At 62.5% G+C, this 24,796-nt stretch carries 29 protein-coding genes and 1 pseudogene; 13 read left to right on the top strand and 17 right to left on the bottom strand.

What is annotated here, in order from left to right:
* Positions 1-200: 200 nt before the first annotated feature.
* Genes PCJ21_RS06940 through PCJ21_RS06930 form a run of 3 tightly spaced genes read left to right on the top strand, consistent with a single transcriptional unit; the run spans position 201 to position 2,227 of the window.
* The gene (locus tag PCJ21_RS06940) at positions 201-617 is read left to right on the top strand and encodes a hypothetical protein (RefSeq protein WP_269930640.1); all 417 of its coding nucleotides are present in this window, start codon (positions 201-203) and stop codon (positions 615-617) included.
* A gap of 9 nt (positions 618-626) precedes the next feature.
* Positions 627-1,139: an ImmA/IrrE family metallo-endopeptidase gene (locus PCJ21_RS06935; RefSeq protein WP_269930639.1), complete on the top strand. Its 513-nt coding sequence runs from the start codon at positions 627-629 to the stop codon at positions 1,137-1,139.
* 8 nt (positions 1,140-1,147) lie between these two features.
* Complete coding sequence (locus tag PCJ21_RS06930) at positions 1,148-2,227, top strand: beta family protein (RefSeq protein WP_269930638.1); 1,080 nt, start codon at positions 1,148-1,150, stop codon at positions 2,225-2,227.
* Between the two features lie 135 nt (positions 2,228-2,362).
* Here the strand turns inward: PCJ21_RS06930 and ychF are convergent, their stop codons facing one another.
* The 4 genes from ychF to PCJ21_RS06910 form a co-directional block, all read right to left on the bottom strand.
* Positions 2,363-3,466 carry a redox-regulated ATPase YchF gene (gene ychF, locus PCJ21_RS06925; RefSeq protein ID WP_269930637.1) on the bottom strand — a complete coding sequence of 368 codons (1,104 nt, stop codon included), beginning with the start codon at positions 3,464-3,466 and terminating at the stop codon, positions 2,363-2,365.
* Between the two features lie 73 nt (positions 3,467-3,539).
* A complete protein-coding gene (locus tag PCJ21_RS06920) occupies positions 3,540-4,079 on the bottom strand; it encodes a dihydrofolate reductase family protein (RefSeq protein ID WP_269930636.1) in 540 nt (179 codons plus the stop codon).
* Between the two features lie 178 nt (positions 4,080-4,257).
* The gene (pth, locus tag PCJ21_RS06915) at positions 4,258-4,995 is read right to left on the bottom strand and encodes an aminoacyl-tRNA hydrolase (RefSeq protein ID WP_269930635.1); all 738 of its coding nucleotides are present in this window, start codon (positions 4,993-4,995) and stop codon (positions 4,258-4,260) included.
* Between the two features lie 26 nt (positions 4,996-5,021).
* Entirely contained in the window at positions 5,022-5,633 is a 612-nt protein-coding gene (locus PCJ21_RS06910; protein WP_269930634.1) for a 50S ribosomal protein L25/general stress protein Ctc, read from the bottom strand.
* A gap of 268 nt (positions 5,634-5,901) precedes the next feature.
* On the opposite strand from PCJ21_RS06910, the gene PCJ21_RS06905 reads away from it, so the two are divergent.
* The 3 genes from PCJ21_RS06905 (at position 5,902) to chrA (ending at position 8,927) form a co-directional block, all read left to right on the top strand.
* On the top strand, positions 5,902-6,666 hold the full coding sequence (locus tag PCJ21_RS06905) for a sulfite exporter TauE/SafE family protein (RefSeq protein ID WP_269930633.1): 765 nt from the start codon (positions 5,902-5,904) through the stop codon (positions 6,664-6,666).
* A 121-nt stretch (positions 6,667-6,787) separates the two neighbouring features.
* Positions 6,788-7,591, top strand: coding sequence for a chromate resistance protein ChrB domain-containing protein (locus tag PCJ21_RS06900; RefSeq protein ID WP_442865972.1), 804 nt, complete (start codon positions 6,788-6,790; stop codon positions 7,589-7,591).
* Position 7,592: 1 nt separating this feature from the next.
* Positions 7,593-8,927: a chromate efflux transporter gene (gene chrA, locus PCJ21_RS06895; RefSeq protein WP_269930631.1), complete on the top strand. Its 1,335-nt coding sequence runs from the start codon at positions 7,593-7,595 to the stop codon at positions 8,925-8,927.
* A 170-nt stretch (positions 8,928-9,097) separates the two neighbouring features.
* Here chrA and PCJ21_RS06890 read toward each other — a convergent pair whose 3' ends face one another.
* The 6 genes from PCJ21_RS06890 to lgt all read right to left on the bottom strand — a co-directional run bounded on the left by PCJ21_RS06890 (position 9,098) and on the right by lgt (position 14,872).
* A complete protein-coding gene (locus tag PCJ21_RS06890; RefSeq protein ID WP_269930630.1) occupies positions 9,098-10,033 on the bottom strand; it encodes a ribose-phosphate pyrophosphokinase in 936 nt (311 codons plus the stop codon).
* 114 nt (positions 10,034-10,147) lie between these two features.
* Positions 10,148-10,738 carry a hypothetical protein gene (locus tag PCJ21_RS06885; protein ID WP_269930629.1) on the bottom strand — a complete coding sequence of 197 codons (591 nt, stop codon included), beginning with the start codon at positions 10,736-10,738 and terminating at the stop codon, positions 10,148-10,150.
* A 44-nt stretch (positions 10,739-10,782) separates the two neighbouring features.
* The gene (locus PCJ21_RS06880; RefSeq protein ID WP_269930628.1) at positions 10,783-11,934 is read right to left on the bottom strand and encodes a M24 family metallopeptidase; all 1,152 of its coding nucleotides are present in this window, start codon (positions 11,932-11,934) and stop codon (positions 10,783-10,785) included.
* Between the two features lie 4 nt (positions 11,935-11,938).
* Entirely contained in the window at positions 11,939-12,730 is a 792-nt protein-coding gene (pgeF, locus tag PCJ21_RS06875; RefSeq protein WP_269930627.1) for a peptidoglycan editing factor PgeF, read from the bottom strand.
* Positions 12,731-12,941: 211 nt separating this feature from the next.
* On the bottom strand, positions 12,942-14,021 hold the full coding sequence (locus PCJ21_RS06870) for a class I SAM-dependent methyltransferase (protein WP_269930626.1): 1,080 nt from the start codon (positions 14,019-14,021) through the stop codon (positions 12,942-12,944).
* Positions 14,018-14,872, bottom strand: a complete 855-nt coding sequence (gene lgt, locus PCJ21_RS06865; RefSeq protein WP_269930625.1) for a prolipoprotein diacylglyceryl transferase — start codon at positions 14,870-14,872, stop codon at positions 14,018-14,020. The genes PCJ21_RS06870 and lgt overlap by 4 nt, the downstream gene beginning before the upstream one ends.
* A 202-nt stretch (positions 14,873-15,074) precedes the next feature.
* On the opposite strand from lgt, the gene PCJ21_RS06860 reads away from it, so the two are divergent.
* The 3 genes from PCJ21_RS06860 to PCJ21_RS06850 all read left to right on the top strand — a co-directional run bounded on the left by PCJ21_RS06860 (position 15,075) and on the right by PCJ21_RS06850 (position 16,575).
* On the top strand, positions 15,075-15,389 hold the full coding sequence (locus PCJ21_RS06860; protein WP_269930624.1) for an accessory factor UbiK family protein: 315 nt from the start codon (positions 15,075-15,077) through the stop codon (positions 15,387-15,389).
* Positions 15,390-15,706: 317 nt separating this feature from the next.
* Positions 15,707-16,207 carry a YbjN domain-containing protein gene (locus PCJ21_RS06855; protein ID WP_269930623.1) on the top strand — a complete coding sequence of 167 codons (501 nt, stop codon included), beginning with the start codon at positions 15,707-15,709 and terminating at the stop codon, positions 16,205-16,207.
* An 8-nt stretch (positions 16,208-16,215) separates the two neighbouring features.
* The gene (locus tag PCJ21_RS06850) at positions 16,216-16,575 is read left to right on the top strand and encodes a tRNA-binding protein (RefSeq protein ID WP_269930622.1); all 360 of its coding nucleotides are present in this window, start codon (positions 16,216-16,218) and stop codon (positions 16,573-16,575) included.
* Positions 16,576-16,723: 148 nt separating this feature from the next.
* Here PCJ21_RS06850 and PCJ21_RS06845 read toward each other — a convergent pair whose 3' ends face one another.
* Entirely contained in the window at positions 16,724-17,728 is a 1,005-nt protein-coding gene (locus tag PCJ21_RS06845) for a glycosyltransferase family 4 protein (RefSeq protein WP_269930621.1), read from the bottom strand.
* A 106-nt stretch (positions 17,729-17,834) separates the two neighbouring features.
* Between PCJ21_RS06845 and PCJ21_RS06840 the strand changes: the two are divergent.
* Positions 17,835-18,011: pseudogene (locus PCJ21_RS06840) on the top strand (ABC transporter permease); the annotation flags it as partial.
* Here the strand turns inward: PCJ21_RS06840 and PCJ21_RS06835 are convergent.
* The 4 genes from PCJ21_RS06835 to PCJ21_RS06820 all read right to left on the bottom strand — a co-directional run bounded on the left by PCJ21_RS06835 (position 18,012) and on the right by PCJ21_RS06820 (position 21,357).
* A complete protein-coding gene (locus PCJ21_RS06835) occupies positions 18,012-19,424 on the bottom strand; it encodes an ATP-binding protein (protein ID WP_269930620.1) in 1,413 nt (470 codons plus the stop codon).
* A gap of 347 nt (positions 19,425-19,771) precedes the next feature.
* Entirely contained in the window at positions 19,772-20,011 is a 240-nt protein-coding gene (locus PCJ21_RS06830; RefSeq protein ID WP_269930619.1) for a hypothetical protein, read from the bottom strand.
* 106 nt (positions 20,012-20,117) lie between these two features.
* Positions 20,118-20,837 carry a response regulator gene (locus PCJ21_RS06825; RefSeq protein ID WP_269930618.1) on the bottom strand — a complete coding sequence of 240 codons (720 nt, stop codon included), beginning with the start codon at positions 20,835-20,837 and terminating at the stop codon, positions 20,118-20,120.
* On the bottom strand, positions 20,827-21,357 hold the full coding sequence (locus PCJ21_RS06820; RefSeq protein WP_269930617.1) for a MarR family winged helix-turn-helix transcriptional regulator: 531 nt from the start codon (positions 21,355-21,357) through the stop codon (positions 20,827-20,829). Before PCJ21_RS06820 ends, PCJ21_RS06825 begins: the two co-directional genes overlap by 11 nt.
* 242 nt (positions 21,358-21,599) lie before the next feature.
* Here PCJ21_RS06820 and PCJ21_RS06815 point away from each other — a divergent pair, with 242 nt between their 5' ends.
* From PCJ21_RS06815 to PCJ21_RS06805, 3 genes are all read left to right on the top strand, one after another.
* Positions 21,600-22,493: a branched-chain amino acid aminotransferase gene (locus PCJ21_RS06815; RefSeq protein ID WP_269930616.1), complete on the top strand. Its 894-nt coding sequence runs from the start codon at positions 21,600-21,602 to the stop codon at positions 22,491-22,493.
* A gap of 150 nt (positions 22,494-22,643) precedes the next feature.
* Positions 22,644-22,937 (top strand): hypothetical protein, encoded by a 294-nt coding sequence (locus PCJ21_RS06810; protein ID WP_269930615.1) that lies wholly within the window; start codon positions 22,644-22,646, stop codon positions 22,935-22,937.
* A gap of 126 nt (positions 22,938-23,063) precedes the next feature.
* Positions 23,064-23,702: an MBL fold metallo-hydrolase gene (locus PCJ21_RS06805; RefSeq protein WP_269930614.1), complete on the top strand. Its 639-nt coding sequence runs from the start codon at positions 23,064-23,066 to the stop codon at positions 23,700-23,702.
* 146 nt (positions 23,703-23,848) lie between these two features.
* On the opposite strand, the gene PCJ21_RS06800 is transcribed toward PCJ21_RS06805, so the two are convergent.
* Positions 23,849-24,277: a BA14K family protein gene (locus PCJ21_RS06800; RefSeq protein WP_269930613.1), complete on the bottom strand. Its 429-nt coding sequence runs from the start codon at positions 24,275-24,277 to the stop codon at positions 23,849-23,851.
* 198 nt (positions 24,278-24,475) lie between these two features.
* Positions 24,476-24,688 (bottom strand): cold-shock protein, encoded by a 213-nt coding sequence (locus tag PCJ21_RS06795; RefSeq protein ID WP_018428999.1) that lies wholly within the window; start codon positions 24,686-24,688, stop codon positions 24,476-24,478.
* Positions 24,689-24,796 lie beyond the last annotated feature (108 nt).

Here is a 24,796-nt window from a genome sequence, read left to right as displayed (position 1 = left end):
GGCCCTTGTTTGTTTCCCAGCAATTGTAAGTCGTCCTCGTCGCCCCGCTCTGTTGGTGCTCAGCGCTTGGACACGCCTCGACAAGTTGGCAGTAACCTATTCCGAGGTATTGAATAATCTGGTGAACTTGGTACAGCTTTTCCGGAACGTTAGGGGAACGTGGGCCTGCTGGTTATGCGGTGATTGTCGGGGGTTGGTTTGTGCGGACGGTTTCGTACATCGCGGTTTTCATCGGCGGCCTGGTCGTTTGCTACCTGCTTTTGTCTCTAGGCGTTGTCGATGCGGTTGACGGCCTACCGGGGCCACAGGAAGAACCATCTCTGAGTTTGCCGACGTATCTCAGCTTTCTGAGCGTGATGTTGACGGCGGTTACGGCAGTGCTTGCTGCGGTTGCCATCGGTATCGGTGTTGTCGCGTTTTACACGATACCTGGCCTCAAGACCGAGGCGACCAATGTGGCACAAAAAGCTGCGGAAAAAACCGCGCGGGAAGTGTCCGAAGAAGCCCTCGCAGAAGTGAAAATACGGAAGATGATCGTCGATCTTAACTTCAAGGTAATCAAGGACTTGGAACAAGAAAAAGAATGGGGAAATGACCCCATGGACGAGACACGATAGGAGGCAAAGATGGCATCTAGAGAGTTTAGAAGGATTTCGCCTGCCCAAGCCGCAGTTGTGAAGCAGTACCTCTCAGATTACCCGGTGAAACTTGGCAGCCTAGCGAAGGCGTTGGACGTCGACATAAAGGTTTCATCCATGCGGACTGGTGTGTCCGGACAGGTCGCGCGTGAGGGCGATCGATACGTAATCAAGGTAAATCGCAACGAGGCGCGAGAACGACAGCGTTTTACGATCGGGCACGAATTGTCCCATTTCTTGCTTCACAAGGATGTGATCGATGCTTCGCCCGATGGGATCACCGACAATGTGCTGTACCGCTCGGGCGCGCCTGAGCGCATCGAGTACGAGGCAAACCGTCTCGCCGCTGATCTTGTTATGCCGCTGCCGCTGGTCGAGAAGAAACTCCGAGAAGAGTTTGGAGGGATAATCACCGAGGCGACCATTGAAAGCCTTGCAGACAGTTTCGAAGTGTCGAAAGCTGCAATGGAAATCCGATTGTCGACATTGGCGGAAGTATAGGCTCATAAATGGTTCTAGAAGGCATCAAGTACGTTCCTACGCTTGCGGTCCGCGCGAGCGAAATGACTGGTCTTGAATATCTTCCTGGAGCTACCAAAGACCGGATGACCCCGTGCTTTCTTTTGGCCCCGTGGGCCAATTCGAAATCACTGTCGCGGACAATTTCGAGGATTGAGCGGGCGTTCCCACACCGCCCCTATTTCTTAGATTTGGATCGCGACTATGAGATCACCAACGACCAAAGCACTGCTCAGCAGGAATACTCGGCGCTCCTAGATCCTTCCCACGCGTACGCGAATTGGGTAGGCTTCATCGCCGAATATGAAGAGGTCATGCCTTGTATTCAGACGATTGGCTTATCTGAAGCGGAAATCAGACAGCAAATGCAGGCCGTTCGGCAATTGGGGCGGTCATACTGTTTCCGCATCATGATCGACCCTCTGCCGAACAATCTCGATCAGATCATCGGGGCGATCAACGCCGAGGGTACAGCCGATTTTGCGATCATCCTGGAGGGCGGGTGGACCAATGATGCGCTGTCGCTTGCCGCAAAGTTCACCGGCCTTATGCGCACATCGCTGGCAGCCATCAACCCTGTAGTTCCGGTGATATGCTCGTGCACCTCAATCCCGCGAATGTTCACCAACTTCAATGACGAGGCGCCTTCAGTCGTACCGTTTACCAATCGCACACTTGTAGATCAGATCGCGCGAAACTCGAACCGCGAGCGTGTCATTTATGGCGATTGGGGTAGCACACGCCCGAGGGAACCCAGCGGGTTTGCCAACCGCCCACTCGACCGAATTGATTATCCGACAGATACCGCATGGTACATCGCTCGGAACAAGGACGACGAGTGGGATTTTAGGGATGCCGCGCTAGCCGTGGTCGGCAGCGATGAGTGGGATGACAATTTAGGCATCTGGGGTGAGGAAATGATCCGTAACACCACGGTGAACGCCGAGCTCGGTGTGGATACCCCTCAAAAAAACGTGGCGGTCAGGGTGAACATCCATCTTCACCGCCAAGCTTTCTTTGGTCAGCCGAGAATTGATCCTCTGTCTCTCGACGAGGATTGGCAGGACTAATTGTCGCACATCGCCATCGTTCCATGGTCGCGACACGGCGAGAGGGCGGCCTCAATAGGCTAATGCGCGACTAGATAACGTATTGAAATATAAGGAATAGATCGCGCCGCCATATGCGGCGCGATCTCGGCGAAATCAGGTGTTGAACTTGAACAGCATGACGTCGCCGTCCTGGACGACGTATTCCTTGCCTTCGTCGCGTGCCTTGCCGGCTTCCTTGGCCGGAACTTCGCCGCCGAGCGTAACGAAGTCGTTGAAGGCGATGGTCTGGGCGCGGATGAAGCCGCGTTCGAAGTCGGTGTGGATGACGCCCGCCGCCTGCGGCGCCTTGGCGCCCTTGTGCACGGTCCAGGCGCGCGTCTCCTTGGGGCCGACGGTGAAGTAGGTGATGAGGTGCAGGAGCTCGTAGCCGGCGCGAATCAGCTTATCCAGGCCCGGCTCGTCGAGACCCATGTCGGCGAGGAATTCCTGCGCTTCCTCGTCCGGCAGCTGCGCCACTTCGGCCTCGATCGCGGCCGAGATGATGACGACGCCGGCGCCCTGCGCCTCGGCCATCTTCTGGACCGCTGCGGTATGCTCGTTGCCGGTCGCCGCGTCGCTTTCGGCGACGTTGCAGACATAGAGCACGGGGTGCGAGGTCAGAAGATTCAGGCCCTGCAGGATGGCGAGATCCTCGGCCGCGATGCCCTTGAGCAGCAGGCGCGCCGGCTTGCCGTCCTGCAGCAGGGCGAGCGCCTGTTCCATCATCGGCAGGACCGTGGTTGCTTCCTTGTCCTTGCTGGCCGCTCGCTTGCGGAACTGCACGATGCGGCGCTCGAGGCTTTCGAGGTCGGCGAGCATCAGCTCGGTCTCGACCGTCTCGGCGTCGGCGACCGGGTCGATGCGGCCCTCGACATGGGTGATGTCGTCGTCTTCGAAGCAGCGCAGCACGTGCACGATGGCGTCGACTTCGCGGATGTTGGCGAGGAACTGGTTGCCCAGGCCTTCACCTTTCGATGCGCCGCGCACGAGGCCGGCGATGTCGACGAAGGAGATGCGGGTCGGGATGATCTCCTTCGACTTGGCGATGTTGGCCAGCTGCTTGAGACGCGGGTCCGGCACAGCCACTTCGCCGGTGTTCGGCTCGATGGTGCAGAAGGGATAGTTTGCGGCCTGCGCGGCTGCCGTGCGCGTCAGCGCGTTGAAAAGCGTCGATTTGCCAACGTTGGGCAGGCCAACGATGCCGCATTTGAAACCCATGGTGATTGGTCCTATCGGGAAATCGGAATTTGAACAGGGCTATGGGCGATAGGACCTCGGATCGTCAAGTCTTTCAGCGACGCACGCGGTACTGCGCGTGCACCGCGCCATTGGCCAAGGGCTTGGCAAAGGCGAGGTCGAGCCAGCGATCCGCCTGCTTGCCGCCGAAGGCTGGAATGCCCGAGCCGAGGATGACGGGGATCGTTCCGATCTCGATCGTGTCAAGCAGGCCGGCATCCATGAACTGGCGGGCAAGGTCGCCGCCACCGAGCAGCCAGATGCGCCCCGTTGCCCCTCGCGCGCGAAGATTTTCCAGCATTTCGGCAGGGGTTCCGGCCATTGCCTCGGCGTTTTCGGGCAGGTTGTCGAGCGGGCGCGAGGTTGCGATCAGGCAGGGGTACTTCGCGTAGGCCCACTCGTCGTGGCGCCGCACCACATCATAGGTTGCTCGCCCCATGACGATGCCGCTCAGCGACGCCATGAATCCGGAAAAGTCGTAGTCGTCGTCAGGTGGAAAGTTGTCGAGCCAGTCAAACGTACCGTCCTCGCGGGCAATGAAGCCGTCGAGCGACATTGCGAACATGTAGATGACGTCGGTGCCCGAAGAGACCATCGGAACCGCTCCTTGTTGCCAAAGAGCAATTCCTACCATGGGGTCTGTCGGATTTATGTCAGGAGCCTTCACCGAGCGTAGGGGCTTTGGACAGCACCTCGCCGGACGGTTGCGTCGGACTGCAGGGGTATTGCGCGCCCTTGTCGCATGACCCGAGGCGAAAGCCCTTGCGGGTCGCTCAGTCCTTGCCGAGCAGCTTCTTCAGCATCGCGGCCATCGGGCCGGTCTCGGGAACCTTGATGACAGGCTGGTTCGGGCGGGCCTGGCGGATGTGGCTCTGGGCCTTCGGTGCCTGCTGCTTGGGCGCTTTCGGCGGCGGCGTATCATCTGCACCGGTCGGCTGCAGCCTGTCGCGCAGGACAACCGTCACTTTGTTCATGAAGCCGGCATCGTCGCCCCTGGCGACCAGATCGGCATTGTCGGCGATGGTCTCGAGCAGCGGCTCGAGCCACTCCTTGTCGGCCTTGGCGAAGTCGCCGAGCACATGGCCGTGCACCATCTCCTTGACCCCGGGATGGCCGATGCCGATGCGGACGCGGCGATAGTCCTTGGGAATGTGCTGGTCGATCGAGCGGATGCCGTTGTGGCCGCCGGCACCGCCACCGATCTTGACGCGCACCTTGCCTGCGGCAAGGTCGAGTTCGTCATAGAAGACGGAGAGATCGGACGGCGCAAGCTTGTAGAAGCGCATGGCTTCGCCGACCGACTGGCCTGACAGGTTCATGAAAGTCTGCGGCTTGATCAGGATGATCTTTTCGCCGGCAATCGTGCCCTCGGCGATCAGCGCCTTGAACTTTTTCGTCCAGGGCGAAAACGAATGGCGGCGGGCAATTGCGTCCGCCGCCATGTAGCCGACATTGTGCCGGTTGTTCTGGTATTGCGTACCCGGATTGCCGAGACCTGCAAAGAGCAGCATGTTCGGGTCCTCCGGGTATGCGCCGATTATGCCTCGGAGGCAGCCTCGGTTGCGCCTTCTTCCGACTTCGACGCCGAGGTGCCGGCGATCGTTGCGATGGTGAAATCGCGGTCGGAGATGACGGGCTTCACGCCCTTCGGCAGCTTGACGGCCGAGATGTGGATCGAATCGCCGATGTCGGTGCCGTCGAGATCGACGGTGATGAACTCGGGGATCGCGTTGGCCGGGCAGTGGAACTCGACCTCGTGACGGACGATGTTCAGCGTGCCGCCGCGCTTGATGCCGGGCGACTTCTCTTCATTGATGAAGTGAACCGGAACCTGGACGTTGACTTCGGTGTTTGCGCCAACGCGCAGGAAGTCGACGTGCATCGGGAAGTCACGGACCGGATCGAGCTGGTAGTCCTTCGGCAGGACCTTGATCTTCTTGCCGTCGACGTCGATCGTCGCCACGGTGGTCAGGAAGCCGCCGCCATGGATCTTGTAGAAAATGTCCTTGTAGGACAGGGCGATGGCCAGGGGAGGCTGCTTGTCGCCGTAAATGACTGCAGGCACTTTGCCGTTGCGACGAACTTCACGGGCGGACCCCTTACCGACCAGTTCGCGTGCTTCGGCCTTGAGCTCGTATGTTTCGCTCATGGCATTTCCTTTCGGTTGTATGGAGCGCCTACGGAGGGCATGTAGCCTGATCCGTAAACGTCGAAAGCCGCCGGGTGAGGCGGCCTTCCGCCGCGTTGCCTCCAAGGGTGTCTACGCGGGTGGCGGCTCTATAACGGACGGCGGCAAAAAGTGCAACCGTGGGGGCCTGCGACGACTGGCTCCGTACTGATTTGTCAGTGGCTGCTCGCGCAAATGTCGTCGTGCCTGTATCACGCCGGCACGAACGTTCACGAATGCAATTTCAGCCATGCCAGACTTCTTCTTGCTCGACCTGCAAACGAGCACCATCCTGATCCTTGTCGTCACCGCGTTCGTCGCCGGTTGCGCGCGCGGCTTCTCCGGCTTCGGCGGGGCGCTGATCTTCGTGCCTGTCGCGAGTTCGCTTGTCGGGGCAAAGCTTGCGGTGCCGTTGCTTTTGCTCGTCGATCTCGTCTTGACCCCCGGCCTTATTCCCAGGGCATGGCGAAACGCCGACCGGTCGAATGTCAGCGTCATGGCGCTCGGCGCGGTCATTGGCGTGCCTGCCGGCACCTATCTGCTCATCCATGTCGACGGGGTGGCGATCCGCTGGGCGATCGTTGCCATCGTCTTCGGGCTGCTCGCCTTGCTGATGTCGGGCTGGCGCTATCACGGCCGCCCGCACGCCAGCCTGACGGCGGCCGTAGGCATGACCTCGGGGCTGTTTTCGGGTGCCGCCCAGGTGGGCGGGCCGCCCGTCGTCGCCTACTGGCTTGGCGGCGCCATCCAGCCGCTGACGGTGCGCGCCAACATCGTGCTCTACTTCGCCATATCGAGCGTGCTTTCGGTCACCAGCTATCTGATCGCGGGGCTGCTGACCTGGGAGACGGTGGGGCTGTCGCTGACCATCGGGCCGACCTTCGCGCTCGGCCTCTACATCGGCTCGCATCTGTTCAGCCGCGCCAACGAGGCCACGTTCCGGCGCATCTGCTACGGGCTGATCGCCACTGCGGCTATCGTCGGTCTGCCGGCGCTGGACGGCGTGCTGAGATGATTGAAACCGCCGGCACTTTCAAATAGAATTCGCATATCGGGGGCATGGTGGACTCCCCGTGAGGCTGAAGAGCCCAAGCTCCGCCTTCGCCGGGTTGTGCGGAGGAAGGACCATGCCCAGAATGATCTCATCGCAAGAATTGAGCCGTCTCGTCGGTACTGGAAAGTGCCCGCTGATCGTCGATGTGCGCCGCGAGGCGGTGTTTGCCGCCGCTCCGACGCGGATTGCGGCCGCCCTGTGGCGCGATCACATGAAAGTGGACGAGTGGCTGCCACAGTTGCCGGAAGGGCGCCGCATCGTCGTCTATTGCGCGCATGGCCATAATGTCAGCGAGATCGCGCTGGCGAAGCTGCTGGCGGCGGGCGCGGATGCGGCCGTGCTCGAAGGCGGCATCGATGCCTGGCAGGCCGCCGGCGGACCGATGGTGGTGCGCGAGGCACCCGGTCTGGAGCCGGGACTTCCCCGGCCGAGCGAATGGGTGACGCGAGCACGGCCGAAGATCGATCGCATCGCCTGCCCCTGGCTGATCCGGCGTTTCATCGATCCGCTTGCAGTCTTCCATTTCGTCTCCGCCGAATGGGTCAAGGACATCGCAGACGAAACCGGGGCCATCCCCTTCGACATCAAGGAGGTGCACTATTCTCATCGCGGCGACGACTGCAGCTTCGACACGCTGATATCGGAGTTCGGCTTGACCGATCCCGCACTGCTGCATCTCGCCCGTATCGTCAGGGGAGCCGATACGGCACGGCTTGACACGGAGCCGCAGGCTGCTGGACTTCTCGCCATATCGCTTGGCCTGTCGGCGATCGAGGACGACGATCATGCCCAACTCGAGATGGGCATGACGATCTACGACGGGCTCTATGGCTGGTGCCGCCACGCGACCGACGAAACCCACAACTGGCCGGCAAGGGCGGTTTGACATGGATGCGACGCTGCCGAGACCCGCGCCCTCGTTCGGTGAGGCGACGCGAACCTTCGCCAAGATCGGCCTGCTGTCTTTCGGCGGGCCGGCCGGGCAGATCGCCTTGATGCACAAGATACTGGTCGACGAGAAGCGTTGGCTTGATGAGCCGCGTTTCCTGCATGCGCTGAACTACTGCATGCTCCTGCCTGGACCCGAGGCGATGCAGCTTGCGACCTACTCCGGCTGGCTGCTGCATGGCATCAGGGGAGGGCTGGTGGCCGGGCTGCTGTTCGTGCTGCCCGGTGCCGTGGTCATCACCGCCCTGTCGGCCATCTACATGACTGTCGGCCACATCACGCTGGTGCAGGGCCTGTTGTTCGGCCTCAAGGCTGCCGTGCTCGCAGTCGTGCTCGAGGCGCTGATCAAGGTGTCGAGGCGGGCGTTGAAGAACGGTAGCATGGTCATCCTCGCCATCGCCGCCTTTGTCGCCATCGCCTTTCTCAAGCTGCCGTTCCCGCTGATCGTGCTCGCTGCGGCAGCAATCGGTGCGCTGCTGCATCTGACGGGGCTTGCCGGTTCCGTCGTCGCCAGGGCCGGCGACGAGGGCGACGTTGCCTACACCATGCCGGAATGGACGAAGCCGAGCGCGCGGCGGTTCTTCACCACGCTCGGCGCCTGGCTGGCGATCTGGTTCCTGCCGCTTGTTGTGCTGTGGCAGGCGTTCGGCCCGGACCATGTCTACACGACCGAGGCAGTGTTCTTTTCCAAGATGGCGGCGGTGACGTTTGGCGGCGCCTATGCGGTGCTGGCCTATGTCGCGCAGCAGGCGGTCGAGGTCTATGGCTGGCTGAAGCCGGACGAGATGCTGACCGGCCTCGGCCTTGCCGAGACGACGCCGGGGCCGCTGATCCTGGTGCTGGTGTTTGTCGGCTTTCTCGGCGGCGCACGACTTTCGGCGCTGGCGCCGCTTGCCGGCGGCGTCGCCGGGGCCGTGGTGACGCTGTGGTTCACCTTCGTGCCGTGCTTTTTGTGGATCTTTGTTGGCGCGCCCTATGTCGAGACCGTCCGCAACGTGCGCTGGCTGGCAAGCGGGCTGGCGGCGGTGACTGCCGCGGTGGTTGGAATCATCGCCAATCTGGCGGTGTGGTTTGCCCTGCATGTGCTCTTCGGCAGCTTCAGGGAAATCGCATGGGGACCGCTCGTGCTGCCTGCGCCCGACTTCGGCCGGTTCGACTGGGTGGCGGCAGGCATTGCCGTCGGGGCGGGGCTGGCGCTGGTCCGCTACAAGGCCAACATGATCGTGGTGCTGGCCGCTTCGGCCTTGGCCGGAATGGCGTGGCAGTTGGCCTGAACCATACGAAAGCCCCGCCCCGCAAAGCGGGACGGGGCTTTGAAATTCAGCCAGCAGGCTTGACGACCTAGCGCATCGGCCCGAAAATCGGACCCAATTTTCGGAAAGCACGATGCGCCAACTCAGTACGTTAGAGCGTCCTTTGTGCGTCCATTCGGACGCACGGCGCTCTAGTCGAACAGGCTCGACACCGATTCCTCGGTTGCCGTGCGCGAGATCGCCTCGCCGATCAGGTCGGCGATCGAAACGACGCGGATGTTGTGAGCATCCATCACCGCCTGGGTCGGCTGGATCGAGTCGGTGATGACCAGTTCCTGCAACTGCGAGCCGGTGATGCGGGCGACCGCGCCGCCGGAAAGCACGCCGTGGGTGATGTAGGCGGTGACGCTGGTTGCGCCCTTGGCGAGCAACGCATCGGCCGCGTTGCACAGCGTGCCGCCGGAATCGACGATATCGTCGACCAGCAGGCAGTCCTTGCCGTGCACTTCGCCGATGACGTTCATGACCTCGGATTCACCTGGGCGTTCGCGACGCTTGTCGACGATGGCGAGCTGGGCATCGATGCGCTTGGCCAACGCGCGGGCGCGCACCACGCCGCCGACGTCCGGCGAAACGACCATGACGTTGTTCAGCTGCTTGTACTTGGCCTTGACGTCGCGGGCCATGACCGGGATCGAAAACAGGTTGTCGGTCGGAATATCGAAGAAGCCCTGGATCTGGCCTGCATGCAGGTCGAGCGTCAGGACGCGGTTGGCGCCGGCGCGGGCGATCATGTTGGCGACCAGCTTGGCCGAGATCGGCGTGCGGCCCGAAGCGCGGCGATCCTGACGCGCGTAGCCGAAATAGGGGATGACCGCCGTGATGCGCCGCGCCGACGAACGCATGAAGGCATCGATCATGATGAGCAGTTCCATCAGGTGATCGTTGGTCGGGAAAGCGGTCGACTGCAGGATGAACACATCCTCGCCGCGCACGTTCTCCTGGATTTCAACGAAAATCTCCTGGTCGGCAAAGCGCCTGACGCTGGCTTTGCCGAGGGGAATGTTGAGATATCGGGCGACAGATTCTGCTAGCACCCGGTTGGAATTGCCCGCGAAGAGTTTCATACGCCGATCCTGGAAGTGAAATATGAGCGGGCTTTTACCGGCCCTACGCTGTATTGCAAGCGGACTCGCCATGGAATCCCAAAAAACCGACTTAGTGGAACGGAATGTCGCGGCTTATCCCGCACGCGAAGCCAGCCACTCGGCGAGCTGATCGATAGTGCTGTCGGCTATCGACTGCATGGTAGAGGGCGAAACCGCGGGCCATCCTTCACCGCCTGCGGCCGAAGCGGCCGTTTGCTGCCCGTTGATGCGGTGCAGTCGGGTGCCGGCCGGATCGTAGACATCCCATACGTAGACGACGGTCGTATCCGGGCCTTCGGTGAGCGCCGAGAAATAGCCACGCATGATGACACCCGGCGCTGTCGTGTCGGTGCTGCCGGCAAGTGTGATGCCGCGGGCGCGCGCCCTGACGCCGAGGCGTTCGGTCAGCGGCGTGGCAGACTCGACGGGCGTACCGACGATGGGGGCGAACTGGACGCGCGTCTTGCCAAGGATCGCGGTGGCCTGCGGCGATGGCGCAACCGTTGCCGTCGTGGCTGCGGCCGGAGCGGGGACCGTCGTTGCGGTGCCTTCGGCCTGGGCAAGCGCGTTCGATTGCGCGGTTGGCGCGATGGTGGACGGCTCGAGCACGTCCCTTGGGCTGTTGCAAGCAGATAGCGCCACGAGCGCGGATAGTGTCGCCGCGGCTCCGAACCAACGTTTCATCTGCAGTTGCTCCCTGCCAAACGCCCCTCAGCGCACATCGCCACTCACCGCACGATCAAGTCGAGATCATGGCGCGAAAGCGGCCGCGGTGCGGATTCGGTGGTGAGATATGTGCGGCCGAGGGTCATTGCGGTCTCGGCCTCGGAATCCATGATGATGATGTGCGCAAACAGCGTCATGTTCGGTGCGATCGGCTCGGGATTGCCCTGGTAGAACATCGGCATGTCCATCCAGGAAGGCGTGAAACGCGCACCCACCGAGTAGCCGCACGCGTTCAGGCGGTGCTTGGTCAGGCCATGTGTTTCGAGAGTTCGGGCGTGCGCGTCGAAGACGTCGCCAAAGGTGTTGCCGGGCGTCATCGCCTTTTCGGCAGCAAGCAGCGCATCGAGCGAGGCGTCATACAGTTCCTGGTGACGCTTTGACACCTTGCCGGTGAGCGCCGTGCGCATCATCGGCGCATGGTAGTGATGGAACACTCCGGCCCACTCGAGCGTCAGCTGGTCGTTCCTGTTGAGCTTGCGGCGCCCGGCCTTGTAGCGGCACAGCAGCGCGTCGGCGCCCGAGCCGATGATGAACTCGTTGGCCGGGTAGTCGCCACCGCCTGAAAAGATCGCGCCCTGCATCGCCGCGAGGATCCTGGCCTCGTCGCCACCCTGCTTGATCAGCGGCAGGGCCGCGTCGAGCGCGTCGTCGGCAAGGCTCGCCGCCTTCTCCGCCTTCTCGATTTCGGCCGGGCTCTTGAACAGACGCAGGCGCCCGACGATGCCCGAGGCGTCGACAATCTGGCCAAAGGTCTGGAGCTGCTCGTCGAGACGGCGGCCGTTGAAGGCGGTCAGGCCATGGGTGTCGTATTCGACGCCGATCCGCATTCCGAGCATGCCGAGATCGTTGAGCAGGTTGCGCAGGTCGAGCGTCGGGTTGGCGCCGTCGCGGTCGGTCCAGACGACGATGTTGTCGATGGTGGAGGTGTGGCGGGCCTGGCGCAGGTCGGCCGACCGCGTCAGCAGCGTCATCGAGCCGTCGGCCTTCATCACCAGCGCCTGGAAGAAGCAGAAGCCGAAGGTGTCGAAGCCGGTGAGCCAGTACATGCTCTCCTGGGCAAACAGCACGATGGCGTCGAGCTTCTTTTCGGCCATTTCGATCATCAGCCGGTCGCGGCGGGCGTCGAATTCGGATCGTTCGAAATGCAGCGCCATGCGGTCAGTCCTCCAATGCGATTGCCGATATCTGCCGTCCGTAGTCGGCTTCCTTGCGGTGCGTGGTGCGCCGGTAGGAGTAGAACAGGTCTTCCTCCGCATAGGTGCAGCGGCCGAGCATGCCGGCAGCAACGCCGGCACGGCGAAGTCGATCCACCGTGTAGCGATTGAGGTCGAACATCGAATGCCCGGGGTTTTGCGAGGGGGCGAAGTATTGCGCGTTGTCGGCATCGTGGTCGGTGAAGCGGGCGACGAATTCGGGGCCGACTTCATAGTTCGCCGCGCTGATCGACGGGCCGAGCACGGCAATGATGCGCTCGCGCTGCGCCCCCAGCCCTTCCATGGCCGCCACGGTGTTCTCAAGAACGCCTGTGAACGCGCCTTTCCAGCCGGCATGGGCAGCGCCGATGACGCGCGCCTGAGGGTCGGCGAAGAGGACCGGGCCACAATCGGCCGACGATGCGCCGAGTGCCAGCCCCGGCCGATTGGTGACGATGGCGTCGGCCTTCGGGCGCGCCCCGGAAAACGGCCCGGTGGCGACGATCACGTCGGGCGAATGGACCTGGTAGAGGCTGAGCAGGTGGTCGGGCGCGACGCCCATCCAGCTTGCAACGCGGCGACGGTTCTCGGTAACCAGCGACTGGTCGTCGTCCGATCCGACGCCAATGTTGAGGCCCTTGTAGATGCCTTCCGAGACCCCGCCGATGCGGGTGAAAAAACCGTGGCGGATGCCATTGGCCTCCGCGCTGGCGAGCGAGTTTGAGCGGACCGGATCCGGCGTCGAGTCGTTCAGCATTGCCGCCTTGTCATTCGCTTCGGCCTTTTCGTCAAGGGCTGTACCGGGCGTCGCCGGGCTCGCCTCACACAGGGCTGCGCGTCTTGTTGGATGCGCAAATGACGCTATAAGTTATTGAATCTGTTCATGACTATTCCCGAAAATCGATGCCGATTTTCAGAGCCATGCACGAGATGCGAGGGCGGACAGTGGAGCAGGGGCAAGCTTGCTGTCAACTGACTGCCGGAAAGGGAGGTTTTGTGCCAGGGCGGGCGATGGCGATCACCTTGAACAGGTCGCCCATGGCGTCGGGACCGGCCAGGCGCTCTACCTCGGATTGCAGTTTTTCGCGCCCTTGGTCCTCGGCTGTGGCGCCCAGTCGTCCAGCCCGCTCGATCAGTCCCATGGCGAGCAGGAAGTCGCCCTGTGTCGCCAATTGCGCTTCGAGGCCGTGAACCCTTGCAGCCGTTGCAAGAGCCGCAAAGTCGACATGTGAGGTGAGGTCGGCCTCGCCGGGACTGGCCAGCACATCCTCGAACTGGTGCTTGCGCAGAGCCTGCAACGTGTCGCCGATGCCGGGGCGCAAATGGCCGTAGTCGAAGAACAGGCCGGCGCCGCCATGTGCGGCGATGCGTTCCGCGACCAGCTCCATCGTGGCGGTGCGCGCCGGGGCCAGTTCGAAGATCGCGCCTTCGGGTGCTGTCGCGGCCTCAGCGGGGAGCAGGGCGGACTCGATGGCGGCCGATCCGGCAACGAAGGCGAGGGCGCCGTCGTCGCTGATACCAATGGACCGTTCGCGCCAGTCGGCGCCGACCTTGACAAACTGGCGCGTCGGAATGGCGTCGAACAGTTCATTGCCGACGATGAACAAGGGCGCTTGAGGCAAGGTGGCGACGCTCTCGTGCCATGAGATCTCAACAGCGCTTTGGCCGAGCGTTGTCTTCTGCACCTGGCGCAGGCGAGGACTGGTCTCGATCAGTGCCACATTGGCCGTAAGCGCGGGGTCGAGCCTGGCGAGGACGCGCAGGACGTCCTTCATCAGGGTGCCGCGGCCTGGGCCGATCTCGGCGAGGACGGGCGCCGCCGGGCAGCCGGCTGCCTGCCAGGCAGACAAGAGCCAGACTGCAACCAGTTCGCCGAACATCTGGCTGACCTCCGGGGCGGTGGTGAAATCGCCCGCCACGCCGAAGGGATTGCGCGTCGTGTAATAGCCGTGTTCGGGATCGAACAGGCAGATTGCCATGTATTCGGACACGCTGATCGGGCCTGTGGCGTCGATCAGGCTTACTATCCGCTGCTTCAGCCTGGTCATGCGGGCTTGGCGATGGGGGCCGCCGGCCTGGCAGACAGCATCGCCCAGATGCCGACCAGCACCATCGGGGTCGACAGCACCATGCCCATGGTCAGCCAGCCACCGGCGAGATAGCCGATCTGCTGGTCGGGCTCGCGGAAGAATTCGACGAAGATGCGCGACAGGCCGTAGCCGCAGACAAACGCGCCGGCGACGAAGCGGGGCGTCTTGAGTTTCAGCCTGGAGTGCGTGAGGAAGCGCAAGACAAGGAACAGCACGAGGCCTTCGAGGAAGGCTTCGTAGAGCTGGCTCGGATGGCGCAGGAAAGGCCCGCCTGTGGGGAATTCCATCGCCCACGGCACGTCGGTGACGCGGCCCCAGAGTTCCGAGTTGATGAAGTTCGCGACGCGCACCAGTCCCAGGCCGACGGGCACGCCCGCCGCCACGACGTCGATCAGCGACCAGACGGGAATGCCGCGCTTGCGTGCGAACAGGATCATGGCGAGCGTCACGCCGAGGAAGCCGCCATGGAACGACATGCCGCCCTGCCAGACGGCGATGATGTCGAGCGGGTTGGCTATGTAGCGGGCGAGGTCGTAGAACAGGATGTAACCTACGCGTCCGCCAAGGACGACGCCGATGGCGGCCCAGAGGATGAAGTCGTCGAGGTCTTCCGGCTTCATCGGCGCCACGCCGCCCTGCCAGAGCCGCTGGTTCGCCACCAGGCGTTTGGCATACCACCACGCAAACAGGATGCCGACGATATAGCCGAGCCCATACCAGTGGATGGCGAGCGGCCCGATCTGGACGATTACCGGATCGATGTTCGGAAAGGCCAGGGCAGCCAGCGGCAAGGCAAGGTATTCGGTCAATTCGGTCTCCGGGCGAAGCGGTGGCGCGGACCATGCGGCAGCGCCTTGGCAGGGTCAAGGCGGGCGAAACCTCGCTCACCGAGAAGTCATTGCCAGCGCCAAGGCATTTTTGTCGCAATGTTTGGTCCCGATCGTAAGCTACGATAAACTTGCATTCCGGGTCTTGCCCCACTACGTCGAAACGATAATGCGAGGGTTTGCCATGACGACCGGACCGAACCGTATCCTGGATGAGTTCGCCAAGCTGATGACCGATGCCGCCGGCGCCGCCCAGGGCGTCAAGCGCGAGGTCGAGACCGCGTTCCGTTCGCAGGCCGAGCGGGCGATGAATTCGCTCGAACTGGTGCAGCGCGAAGAGTTCGAAGCCGTGCGCGACATGGCGATCAAGGCGCGTGCCGAAAACAAGGCGCTGACCGTCCGCATCGAAGCGCTTGAAGCGCAGCTTGCAGCGCTTGGTGGCGGCGGTGCGGAGGCAGCCTCACCTGCGGCTTCGCCCAAGCCCCGCGCGAAGAAATAATTCGTTAACTTTTCCACAAAGCGCCAAACGAAAAAGTGCTTTGTCGTGAATCGCTTACCGGCGCTTGATGAGCCTGCGCCGCAGCCTGTTTCCACACCCGAATGCGGCAGTGCGAAAAATTGGGCTGTTCACGAGAGTCACGATCAATACACTGAATTTACTGCACGATTCGAAAAACGGTCGTGCACCGGATGGCGCGGTCCGGCTGGGGGGTATTGAGTCCGGCAGCGCTGGTCGTCCGAGTTCAAGAATAAAGTTCGTCGTGTGTGTCCCCCGCGCGGAGCGTGTTGGCGCGCCCAGAACGACAGGAAGCATTTATGGAACTTCTCGAACTCGAGTTCTCCCGTGAAATCCACCCCGTGGATGTCATCGAGCAGGTGGCTCACAACAACGACTGGTCGTTCGAACGGGCAGGTGACGACGAGATTTCGATTTCCGTGGTCGGCAACTGGACCGAATATCAGGTCTCGTTCTCCTGGATGGAGGATTTCGAGGCCCTGCATCTGGCCTGCGCATTCGACATCAAGGTTCCGGAAAACCGCACTCTCGAGGTGCTGCGGCTGCTGTCGATGATCAACGAGCAGATGCTGTTCGGCCATTTCGACCTGTGGGAGAGCGAAGGCGCGATCATGTTCCGCCAGTCCCTGCTGCTCGCTGGCGGCGTCGAGCCGACCAGCCAGCAGGTCGAAGTGCTGCTGTCTTCGGCGCTTGAAGCTTGCGAATGCTATTTCCAGGCGTTCCAGTTCGTCGTCTGGTCGGGCACCACGGCCAAGGATGCGCTGGCCAGCGTGCTGTTCGAGACCCACGGCAACGCCTGAGTTTTTCAATGAGTTCGAAGAACGAGCGCAAGCCCGAGATCAGTTTTGCCGACTTCGACAAGGTTGACATTCGCGTCGGCACGATTGTCGAGGTTGAGCCGTTTCCGGAGGCGCGCAAGCCGGCGTTCAAGCTGAAGATCGATTTCGGCGCGCCGATCGGCGTCAAGAAGTCGTCGGCCCAGATCACCAAGTACTACACGCCGGAAACTCTTGTCGGCCGCCAGGTCTTTGCCGTGGTCAATTTTCCGCCGCGCCAGATCGGGCCATTCATGTCGGAAGTGCTGACGCTCGGCTTTCCGGATGCCGACGGCGATGTCGTGCTGGGCGCCATCGAACGCAAGGTGCCGGACGGCGGCCACCTTTTCTAGAGCGCCGTGCGTCCGGATGGACGCACAAAGGACGCTCTAACTTATTGAGTTGGCGCATCGTGCTTTCCGAAAATCGGTCCGATTTTCGGGCCGATGCGCTAGGATTCAGGTGAGGCCGGCCTGACTTGAATCGCGGATGCGCTGGGCATCACGTCGCGTAGGCCGCCCGCACATTGTCCAGAAACATCTCGGCGCAGGCCGCCCATGTGTAGCGCATGGCGCGCTCGCGCGCTTCGCTGCGGTCGATCTTGAGCGCCGCCAGCGCCGCTTCCTGCAAGTTGTCTGAGACTACCCCGCCGACGCCATCGCCGACGATATCGACGGGGCCGGTCACCGGATAGGCCGCGACCGGGGTTCCGCTCGCCAGCGACTCGATGATGACGTTGCCGAAGGTGTCGGTGCGGCTCGGAAAGACGAAGACGTCGGCTGAAGCGTAGGTCCGGGCCAACTCGTCGCTCGGCCGCCGGCCGAGGAAATGCGCCCTGGGGTATCTGGCGCGCAGACGTTCGATCTCCGGCCCGTCGCCGACCAGCACCTTGCTGCCTGGAAGGTCGAGGTCGAGGAAGGCAGGCAGGTTTTTCTCCACCGCAATGCGGCCGACGCACAGGAAGATCGGACGCGGGAGGTCGAGCTCGACCTTCTTGTCGGGATGGAAGTGGTTGATGTCGACGCCGCGCGTCCATGGCCGCAGCTTTTCGAAGCCGCGCGAAGCGAGGTCGTCGGCCAGCGACTGGGTGGCAACCATGCAGCCCTTGCCGGAATTGTGGAAGTTGCGCAGCAGGCCGTAGGTCCAGCTTTCCGGCAGGGGCAGTCGGGCGCTGACATATTCGGGAAAGCGGGTGTGGTAGCTGGTGGTGAACGGGCGGTTGTTGGCGAGGCAGTAGCGCCGCGCCATCATGCCGAGCGGCCCTTCGGTGGCCAAGTGGATGTGGTCGGGCCGGCGCTGCTCGATGATGCGGGCGACGTTGCCGGGCGTGGTCAACGCCAGCCGGATGTCCGGATAGGTCGGCATCGGCAGGGTGCGGAAGATATCAGGAGTGAGGAAATCGGCTTCGGCTCCATAGGCTTTCAACGTTTCGGCGAGCCGTTCCAGCGTGTGCACGACGCCGTTGATCTGCGGGCGCCATGCGTCTGTGACCATCAGGATGCGCACGTGATGCCTTTCCCGTTCGCCGCCGGCCATGAATCAGCGGCAGCCCTTTGGTATGCGGCTGCCTTTGAGCAGTCTTGCGTGACGTGCGGATGACGCGGCGCTCTTCGCAATGGCCGGCGCCATCGGTGCGGGCGGACCTGGCGAGCTTGCCATCCGCCATGGCTACCAGCGCTTCGAGACGTCGGTGATGATCGCGGTCGTGGTCGTGCTGATCATGCCCGTCCGTGGCATCCAGTGGGTCGGCGACCGGCTGACGGCACGATTCGACCGCCGCTACTTACGCTTACGCAGGAACCCGGATGATGGCGCGCAGGCCGCCCATCGGACTGTCACTGAGCTTGATGTCACCGCCATGGCTGCGGGCGATATCGCGCGCAACAGCAAGTCCGAGACCGGTGCCGGTGGAATCGAGGTTGCGCGCCTCGTCCAGCCTGAAGAAGGGCTTGAACACTTCCTCACGCTTCTCTTCCGGAATGCCCGGGCCGTTGTCGTCGACCATGACCACCAGCATGCCGCGGTCGTGTACGGCCTTGACCTCGACCTCCTTGGCGTAGCGGAAGGCGTTGCCGACGACATTCTGCAGCAGCCGGGTGAAGGCGTTGGGCCGGACATGGACTTCCGGCTCGCCGACAAGGGTGACCTTGAGCTTGCGCTTCCTGAGCTTGGCCTCCTCACCCAGCCGCTCGAGGCAGGCGGCGAGATCGAAGCGACCCGGATCCTCCGCCGCCTCGCCGCGCGCGAAAGCGAGATAGGCCTCGAGCATCGACTGCATGTCATCGATGTCCTGGCTCAGCGCCTCGCGGTCGATCTTGTTGCCCGACAGCGCCAGCTGCAGCTTGAAACGCGTCAGGATGGTGCGCAGGTCGTGGCTGACGCCGGTCAACATCGCCGTGCGCTGGTCGATCTGGCGCTCGATGCGCTCGCGCATCTGGATGAAGGCGAAGCCGGCGCGCCTGACTTCCTCGGCGCCGCGCGGCCGGAAATTCGGCGGCATCGGGCGGCCCTTGCCGAAGCTTTCGGCGGCTTCGGCAAGCTGCAGGATCGGGCGGATCTGGTTGCGCAGGAAGGGAATTGCGATGGTGAGCAGGACCAGCGAGGTGCCAACCATCCACAACAGGAAGATGTGGGTGTTCGACGCATAGGCCTGGCTGCGGCGGACGAAGACCCGCAGCACCTTGTCTTCGAGCTGCACGCGGACTTCGACGATATTGGAATTGCCGACCGTGTCGAGCCAGAACGGCCGGTTGATCTGCCTGCGGATTTCGGTCGAAAGAGCCTGGTCGAGAATCGAAAAGAACGGCTTCGGGCCGGGCGGGGGCAGCGGCTCGGCTGGCAGCAGGTCGATCTTCAGCGACATGCGGTCCTGCGCGATGCGGATGATCTGGGCGTAGTCCTCGGGCGTCGGGAACGTCTCGAGCAGGTCGATGATGCCGGCGATGTCGCGCGTCACCGCCTGTGACAGGCGCACGGTCACCGTCTGCCAGTGGCGCTCCATGAAGACGAAGGCCACCACCGACTGCAGCAGGATCATCGGTGTGATGATGATCAGCAGCGACCGGGCGTAAAGTCGCTTCGGCATATACAGCGCAACGCGCCGCCAGAAGCGGTTCCAGCTGTGCGGCACGGCCATCAGCGCACGCCATGTGCGTGTGCCAAGGCCGCCTCCGCCGGGCCGTTCCATGTCGGTGGTTGCCATCCGCCCTTCCATTCGCCGCCAGCCGGACAGGTTCCGGCAGGCCCACTCCGATCCTAGCCCACGCCGGACCGTTCCGAAACTGTCTTTGAAGTTCAACAGCTTACGTTGTCAAACTCCGCTTCGCCCAATGCTGAAATCATAGGGCTTTTTGACGTAACTCCAAATGTCGTGAGGCATTACGCCGCCCGCAGGCAAGATCACCTGCAACTGTGCCGAGACTGTGTCGGCAGCGGTTTGGCCACGTGGCAAGCCGCCCCAGCGCGAGACGCAACCTCACATAACCCGCAGCAGCGACTGTGGGAGAGGGCAGGATGACAGGAGACTCGGGCTGCGAAGCCCGAAGTCAATCAGATGCCGAGCAGTTTCTTGGCTTCGTTGAGGGCGGTTTCCGATCCGGCGTGGTCGCCTGATGCATGCAACTGTTCACCCTTGGCGCGCAGTTCCTTGACCTTGGTCATATCCGCCTCCGCGAGCGTGGACGAGGGCAGGGCGGCGTCGATCGCCGCCATGATGCTGGGGCAGGAATTGGCGAATGCGGTGGCTGGAAAGACAGACAGGGCAAATGCAAGCGTGATTGCGCGTAACATGGCCGTTTCTCCCACGCCGGCCCGCTTGATGCGGCAGTCTCGTCGCCGGCATGCCATGTTACCTCGGAGTGGCCGGGTTCAACAACCGTCCCTCCGTGGGACGCTACTATTCGACACTCAGCCGATACCCAATACCGCGCACCGTCTGCAGCCAGACGGGGTTCGCCGGGTCGCGCTCGATCTTGCGGCGCAGGCGATTGATCTGCACGTCGATGGTGCGCTCGCCGACTTCGGCGTCGCCGGTCACCAGTTCATGGCGCGGGATGGTCTCGCCGGCGCGCGCGGCGAAGATGGCGAGGATCTCCTGTTCGCGATCGGTAAGCTTCAGCGCCTCGCCGCCACGCTTCAGTTCGCGTCGGGCGATCTGGAAGGTATAGGGACCAAAGACCAACTGTTCGACCTTGGGCGTCGCCGCCGGCCCGCCGCGGCGCAGTATGTTGTTGATCCTCAGGATCAGTTCGCGTGGATCGAACGGTTTCGGCAGGTAATCGTCGGCCCCGGCTTCAAGGCCGGTGATGCGGCTGTCGGTTTCCGACAGCGCGGTCAGCATCAGGATCGGCACGTCCTTCTCGTCGCGCAGCGACTTGGTCAGCTCGATGCCGCTTTCGCCCGGCATCATCACGTCGAGGATGAGCAGGTCGAAGTCGAGGCCCCTGAGCTTGCGCCGGGCTTCGTCGGCATTGCCGGCGACAGTAACGCGAAAGCCGTTCTCGCTGAGATACTGCTTGAGCAGGTTGCGGATGCGGGTGTCGTCATCGACGACAAGCAGGTGCGGAGCATCGTCGCCCAGCGCCGCCGAGTTTTCCGTCTTGTCGTTAGTCTCCATGGTCTTTCCCCGGTGTGTTTCCGGGCAGATGATCTATCTGCGCCCTGAGTTCAGGATTAACCATCGCCTTGAGGAATCGTTCAATCCAGGCGCGTTCGGTCTCTCCCGCGCCCTCCAGTGCCGCATCGATGCGGCGTGACTGTGGCCGCGCCAGCGCCAGCGTCAGCGCCCGGCCCTTTGGGGTGGGGTAGAGTTCGCGCTGGCGGCGGTCGCGCAGCCCCTGGATCTGGACGATGTAGTTGGCGTCGATCAGCTGCTTGAGAACGCGCGCCAGGCTTTGCTTGGTGATCTTGAGCACGTCGAGCAATTCGGCCACCGTCAGCCCCGGCATGCGGTTGACGAAGTGCAGCACGCGGTGGTGGGCGCGCCCGAATCCGTACTCGGCGAGGATCTGGTCGGGGTCCGAGGTAAAGTCGCGATAAGCAAAATACATCAACTCGATAATCGAGAAGTCGATGCCCTCGTCGGCCGTTACTGCGGTACGGATCGGTTGGGCGGCGGCGCCGCTGCCTTGTGCCATGGAAATCCTGCGGGTCAATTTATGTCAGCACTGTTGACATAAATTAGGTGCGATGGTAATTTTTGCCAAGCTTTTCGGCGGATTGCGAACGAAAAGGCAAGGTACGGTGGTTTTTTCCGAAACATCGTGAGTTTGCTTTGATATTCTCGACCACCTACGCTTTAGCCAGCTGACCCCGTTGTGGGCCAATGAAGAACGATACGAAACGATAGGCAGGCCGCCGGCCTGCGGGAAGGTTTACCATGGCATCCGTTCCTTTCGACCAGCTCGATGGATACATCTGGATGAACGGCGAGTTCATCAATTGGGCCGACGCCAAGGTCCACGTACTAACCCATGGTCTGCACTATGCAAGCGCGGTGTTCGAAGGCGAGCGCGCCTATGGCGGCGAAATCTTCAAGCTGACCGAGCACACCGAACGTCTGCATGAATCGGCGCGCATCCTGGGCTTCACCATTCCCTACTCGGTTGAAGTGATCGACGACGCTTGCCGCGAATTGCTCAAGAAGCAGGGCTTCGAGGACGCCTATGTCCGTCCTGTCGCCTGGCGCGGCAGCGAGGAAATGGGCGTCGCAGCCCACAAGAACCGCATCAATGTCGCCGTGGCGATATGGCAGTGGCCGAGCTACTTCGATCCGGCGCAGAAGCTGAAGGGCATCCGCCTCGACATCGCCGAATGGCGCCGTCCCGACCCGCGCACCGCTCCGTCGCGTTCGAAGGCGGCCGGCCTGTACATGATCTGCACGCTGTCCAAGCACGCGGCCGAGGCCAAGGGCTACGCCGACGCGATGATGCTGGATTGGCGCGGCCAGGTGGCCGAGGCCACCGGCGCCAACATCTTCTTCGTCAAGGACGGCAAGATCCATACGCCGACGCCCGACTGCTTCCTCGACGGCATCACGCGCCGGACGGTGATCGGACTGGCCAAGGACCGCGGTATCGAGGTCGTCGAGCGGGCGATCATGCCGGAGGAACTGGAAGGCTTCGAACAGTGCTTCCTGACCGGCACGGCCGCCGAGGTGACGCCTGTTTCTGAGATCGGCCAGTACCGATTCGAAGTCGGCGAGATTGCCAAGACGCTGATGAACGACTATTCCGCCGCGGTTCAGCCCAAGCGCGCCATCGCTGCTGAATAATAAGCAAATTCAAAGTGTTGACGTTGGGGAAGGGCGGCTCTTGGGCCGCCCTTCGCTTTCGTGTGCGGGCTCATTTGACTTTCGCCGATTTCGGCGTCTCATGTTGGCGTCGGCAGACTGAGGGCCGGCAGCAATTTGGAGGGAACTGTTATGGAATCGCTTCTTCCGATCATCATACAAATCGTGACCGGCGTAATCGGTGGCCAGGCTGTTGGCGCAGCGGTCAAGACAGCGGCAATGGGGCAGGTGACCAAACTGCTGGCTGGCGGTATCGGCGGCGTCGCAGGCGGCCAGATACTTGGCGGCCTGTTGGGTGGAGCGGCTGATCCCGCGACGGCGGGTGCCCTCAGCGGCATCCTCGGCGATGTGGTTGGCGGCGCCGGCGGCGGCGCAATCCTGACCGCGATTGTCGGCGCCGTCATGGGAGCCATGAAAAAGGCCTGATGCCTGGCGCATCAGTTCAACTGGGGCGGCTTCGGCCGCCCTTTTCGTTTTGTCCGGGCGCCGAATAAGCGTGGACGTTGCGGCATCCAGTGCCTATGTCGTGGCCGACAGACAGAAAGGACAGCCATGGGACAGCTCAATGCCGGGATCGTGCCGGTCACGCCCTTCCAGCAGAACTGCACGATCCTTTTCGATACCGAAGACAAGACCGGCGTCGTCGTCGATCCGGGCGGCGATGTCGAAACCATTCTTGGCGTTCTGAAGGCGCATGGCATCACGGCAAAGGCAATCTGGCTGACGCATGGCCATATCGACCATGCCGGCGGGGCGATGGAACTCAAGGAAGCGCTCGGCGTGGACATCATCGGCCCACACGAGGCCGACAAGCCATTGCTCGACAATCTCGTTGGCCAGGGCCAGAAGTTCGGCATGACCGGCGTGCGCAACTGCACGCCCGACCGGTTCCTCGCCGACGGCGAGACCGTGTCGTTCGGCAATCATGTGTTCCAGGTGCTGCATTGTCCGGGCCATGCCCCGGGGCATGTCGTGTTCTATAATCCGGAAGCCAAATTCGCCCATGTCGGCGATGTGCTGTTTCGCGGCTCGGTCGGCCGCACCGATCTCTATGGCGGTGACCACGATACGCTGATCCGGTCGATCAAGGAGAAGCTTCTGCCGCTCGGCGACGACATCGGCTTCATCTGCGGCCATGGCGCTGGCAGTCGCTTCGGCGACGAACGCCGCGGCAACCCGTATCTGGTCTGACTGCCTGATCGCAGCCGGTCGCCGCCGCGCGGGCTGCCAGTCATGAAAACGGCGCCAACCGCTGGGGTTGGCGCCGTTTTTCGTTGCTTCGAGCCCGTTCAGGCGGCGGGGCAGGGGATGCCGTCGAATTCGGGCCGGTGCTGCGGTCAGTTGCCGGTGCAGAAATGCTGCTGGCCATCATAGCCGGTGAAGGTGCCGCTGCGCGCATTGAAGCTGCGGTAGCGGTCCGAGCAATACTGATACCATTCGGGCGTCCACGGCTCGATTGCATAGTTGTTGTAAACGACGCGGCGCTGCGGGGCCGGACGATAATAGTCATTGCGGTAGACGCGGCGCGGCTGCGGCTCATAGTCGTAATAGTCGTCATACACCGGCTGCTGGCGATTGGCGCTGCCGGCAATCACCGCACCGGCGATCAGGCCGAGCGCGCCTGCGGCGACGATCGCGCCGGTATTGTCGCGGCGATGGTGGTCGTAACGGCGCCAGCGCTCTCCTGCCTCCGCCGCGGGCAACGCGGTCAGAGTGGTGGCGGCAACGGCTGCCGAAAGGACGAAAGTCTTGAAGATGCGATTCATGGTCTGTCTCCTTCGCCGTCCGCCCGTATCGAGGAGCGGAAATTAGCGTCGACTATCGGTCTAGAGGAGCGAGCCTGAACGCAAGCTGAACGGAAATTGGGACGGTTGAAGCAGTCAACCACACACGCCCGGCAACCTTCCGGAATGCCGGTGCGAGTTCACGTCAACTGGCCGGGCAATGCCACGGCCACCCCCGGTTCAGCCAACCGTCAGATTAACGGCCTTGGGACCCTTGCCGCGCTTATCCGGCTCGGTGTCGAAGCTTACTTTCTGACCATCCTCGAGACCGGGAAGGCCTGAAGCCTGCACAGCCGAGATGTGAACGAACACGTCCTTTGCTCCATCGTCCGGCGTGATGAAGCCGAAGCCTTTGGCATGATTGAAGAACTTGACGGTGCCGGTCTGCGGCATGGGAAACTCCTCTGATCCCATTATTTCAAGTCTTCGGGCCGGCAAGCTGCCCGAAGTGGAAATTTGTCGTTTATTTTTTGGGGATCGGCAAGCGAAACTTTCAGGCAA

Origin of the sequence: Aminobacter sp. HY435, assembly GCF_027568395.1 — a bacterium.
Taxonomy (GTDB): Bacteria; Pseudomonadota; Alphaproteobacteria; order Rhizobiales; family Rhizobiaceae; genus Aminobacter.
This window is presented reverse-complemented; position numbering and strand designations above follow the sequence as displayed.

Excerpts from the sequence above, each read along its gene's own strand:
- PCJ21_RS06935 (WP_269930639.1), top strand. The coding sequence starts at position 627 with ATGGCATCTAGAGAGTTTAGAAGGATTTCGCCTGCCCAAGCCGCAGTT.
- PCJ21_RS06930 (WP_269930638.1), top strand. The coding sequence starts at position 1,148 with ATGGTTCTAGAAGGCATCAAGTACGTTCCTACGCTTGCGGTCCGCGCG.
- ychF (WP_269930637.1), bottom strand. The coding sequence starts at position 3,466 with ATGGGTTTCAAATGCGGCATCGTTGGCCTGCCCAACGTTGGCAAATCG.
- PCJ21_RS06920 (WP_269930636.1), bottom strand. The coding sequence starts at position 4,079 with ATGGTCTCTTCGGGCACCGACGTCATCTACATGTTCGCAATGTCGCTC.
- pth (WP_269930635.1), bottom strand. The coding sequence starts at position 4,995 with ATGCTGCTCTTTGCAGGTCTCGGCAATCCGGGTACGCAATACCAGAAC.
- PCJ21_RS06910 (WP_269930634.1), bottom strand. The coding sequence starts at position 5,633 with ATGAGCGAAACATACGAGCTCAAGGCCGAAGCACGCGAACTGGTCGGT.
- PCJ21_RS06905 (WP_269930633.1), top strand. The coding sequence starts at position 5,902 with ATGCCAGACTTCTTCTTGCTCGACCTGCAAACGAGCACCATCCTGATC.
- PCJ21_RS06900 (WP_442865972.1), top strand. The coding sequence starts at position 6,788 with ATGATCTCATCGCAAGAATTGAGCCGTCTCGTCGGTACTGGAAAGTGC.
- chrA (WP_269930631.1), top strand. The coding sequence starts at position 7,593 with ATGGATGCGACGCTGCCGAGACCCGCGCCCTCGTTCGGTGAGGCGACG.
- PCJ21_RS06890 (WP_269930630.1), bottom strand. The coding sequence starts at position 10,033 with ATGAAACTCTTCGCGGGCAATTCCAACCGGGTGCTAGCAGAATCTGTC.
- PCJ21_RS06885 (WP_269930629.1), bottom strand. The coding sequence starts at position 10,738 with ATGAAACGTTGGTTCGGAGCCGCGGCGACACTATCCGCGCTCGTGGCG.
- PCJ21_RS06880 (WP_269930628.1), bottom strand. The coding sequence starts at position 11,934 with ATGGCGCTGCATTTCGAACGATCCGAATTCGACGCCCGCCGCGACCGG.
- pgeF (WP_269930627.1), bottom strand. The coding sequence starts at position 12,730 with ATGCTGAACGACTCGACGCCGGATCCGGTCCGCTCAAACTCGCTCGCC.
- PCJ21_RS06870 (WP_269930626.1), bottom strand. The coding sequence starts at position 14,021 with ATGACCAGGCTGAAGCAGCGGATAGTAAGCCTGATCGACGCCACAGGC.
- PCJ21_RS06860 (WP_269930624.1), top strand. The coding sequence starts at position 15,075 with ATGACGACCGGACCGAACCGTATCCTGGATGAGTTCGCCAAGCTGATG.
- PCJ21_RS06855 (WP_269930623.1), top strand. The coding sequence starts at position 15,707 with ATGGAACTTCTCGAACTCGAGTTCTCCCGTGAAATCCACCCCGTGGAT.
- PCJ21_RS06850 (WP_269930622.1), top strand. The coding sequence starts at position 16,216 with ATGAGTTCGAAGAACGAGCGCAAGCCCGAGATCAGTTTTGCCGACTTC.
- PCJ21_RS06835 (WP_269930620.1), bottom strand. The coding sequence starts at position 19,424 with ATGGCAACCACCGACATGGAACGGCCCGGCGGAGGCGGCCTTGGCACA.
- PCJ21_RS06830 (WP_269930619.1), bottom strand. The coding sequence starts at position 20,011 with ATGTTACGCGCAATCACGCTTGCATTTGCCCTGTCTGTCTTTCCAGCC.
- PCJ21_RS06825 (WP_269930618.1), bottom strand. The coding sequence starts at position 20,837 with ATGGAGACTAACGACAAGACGGAAAACTCGGCGGCGCTGGGCGACGAT.
- PCJ21_RS06820 (WP_269930617.1), bottom strand. The coding sequence starts at position 21,357 with ATGGCACAAGGCAGCGGCGCCGCCGCCCAACCGATCCGTACCGCAGTA.
- PCJ21_RS06815 (WP_269930616.1), top strand. The coding sequence starts at position 21,600 with ATGGCATCCGTTCCTTTCGACCAGCTCGATGGATACATCTGGATGAAC.
- PCJ21_RS06810 (WP_269930615.1), top strand. The coding sequence starts at position 22,644 with ATGGAATCGCTTCTTCCGATCATCATACAAATCGTGACCGGCGTAATC.
- PCJ21_RS06805 (WP_269930614.1), top strand. The coding sequence starts at position 23,064 with ATGGGACAGCTCAATGCCGGGATCGTGCCGGTCACGCCCTTCCAGCAG.
- PCJ21_RS06800 (WP_269930613.1), bottom strand. The coding sequence starts at position 24,277 with ATGAATCGCATCTTCAAGACTTTCGTCCTTTCGGCAGCCGTTGCCGCC.
- PCJ21_RS06795 (WP_018428999.1), bottom strand. The coding sequence starts at position 24,688 with ATGCCGCAGACCGGCACCGTCAAGTTCTTCAATCATGCCAAAGGCTTC.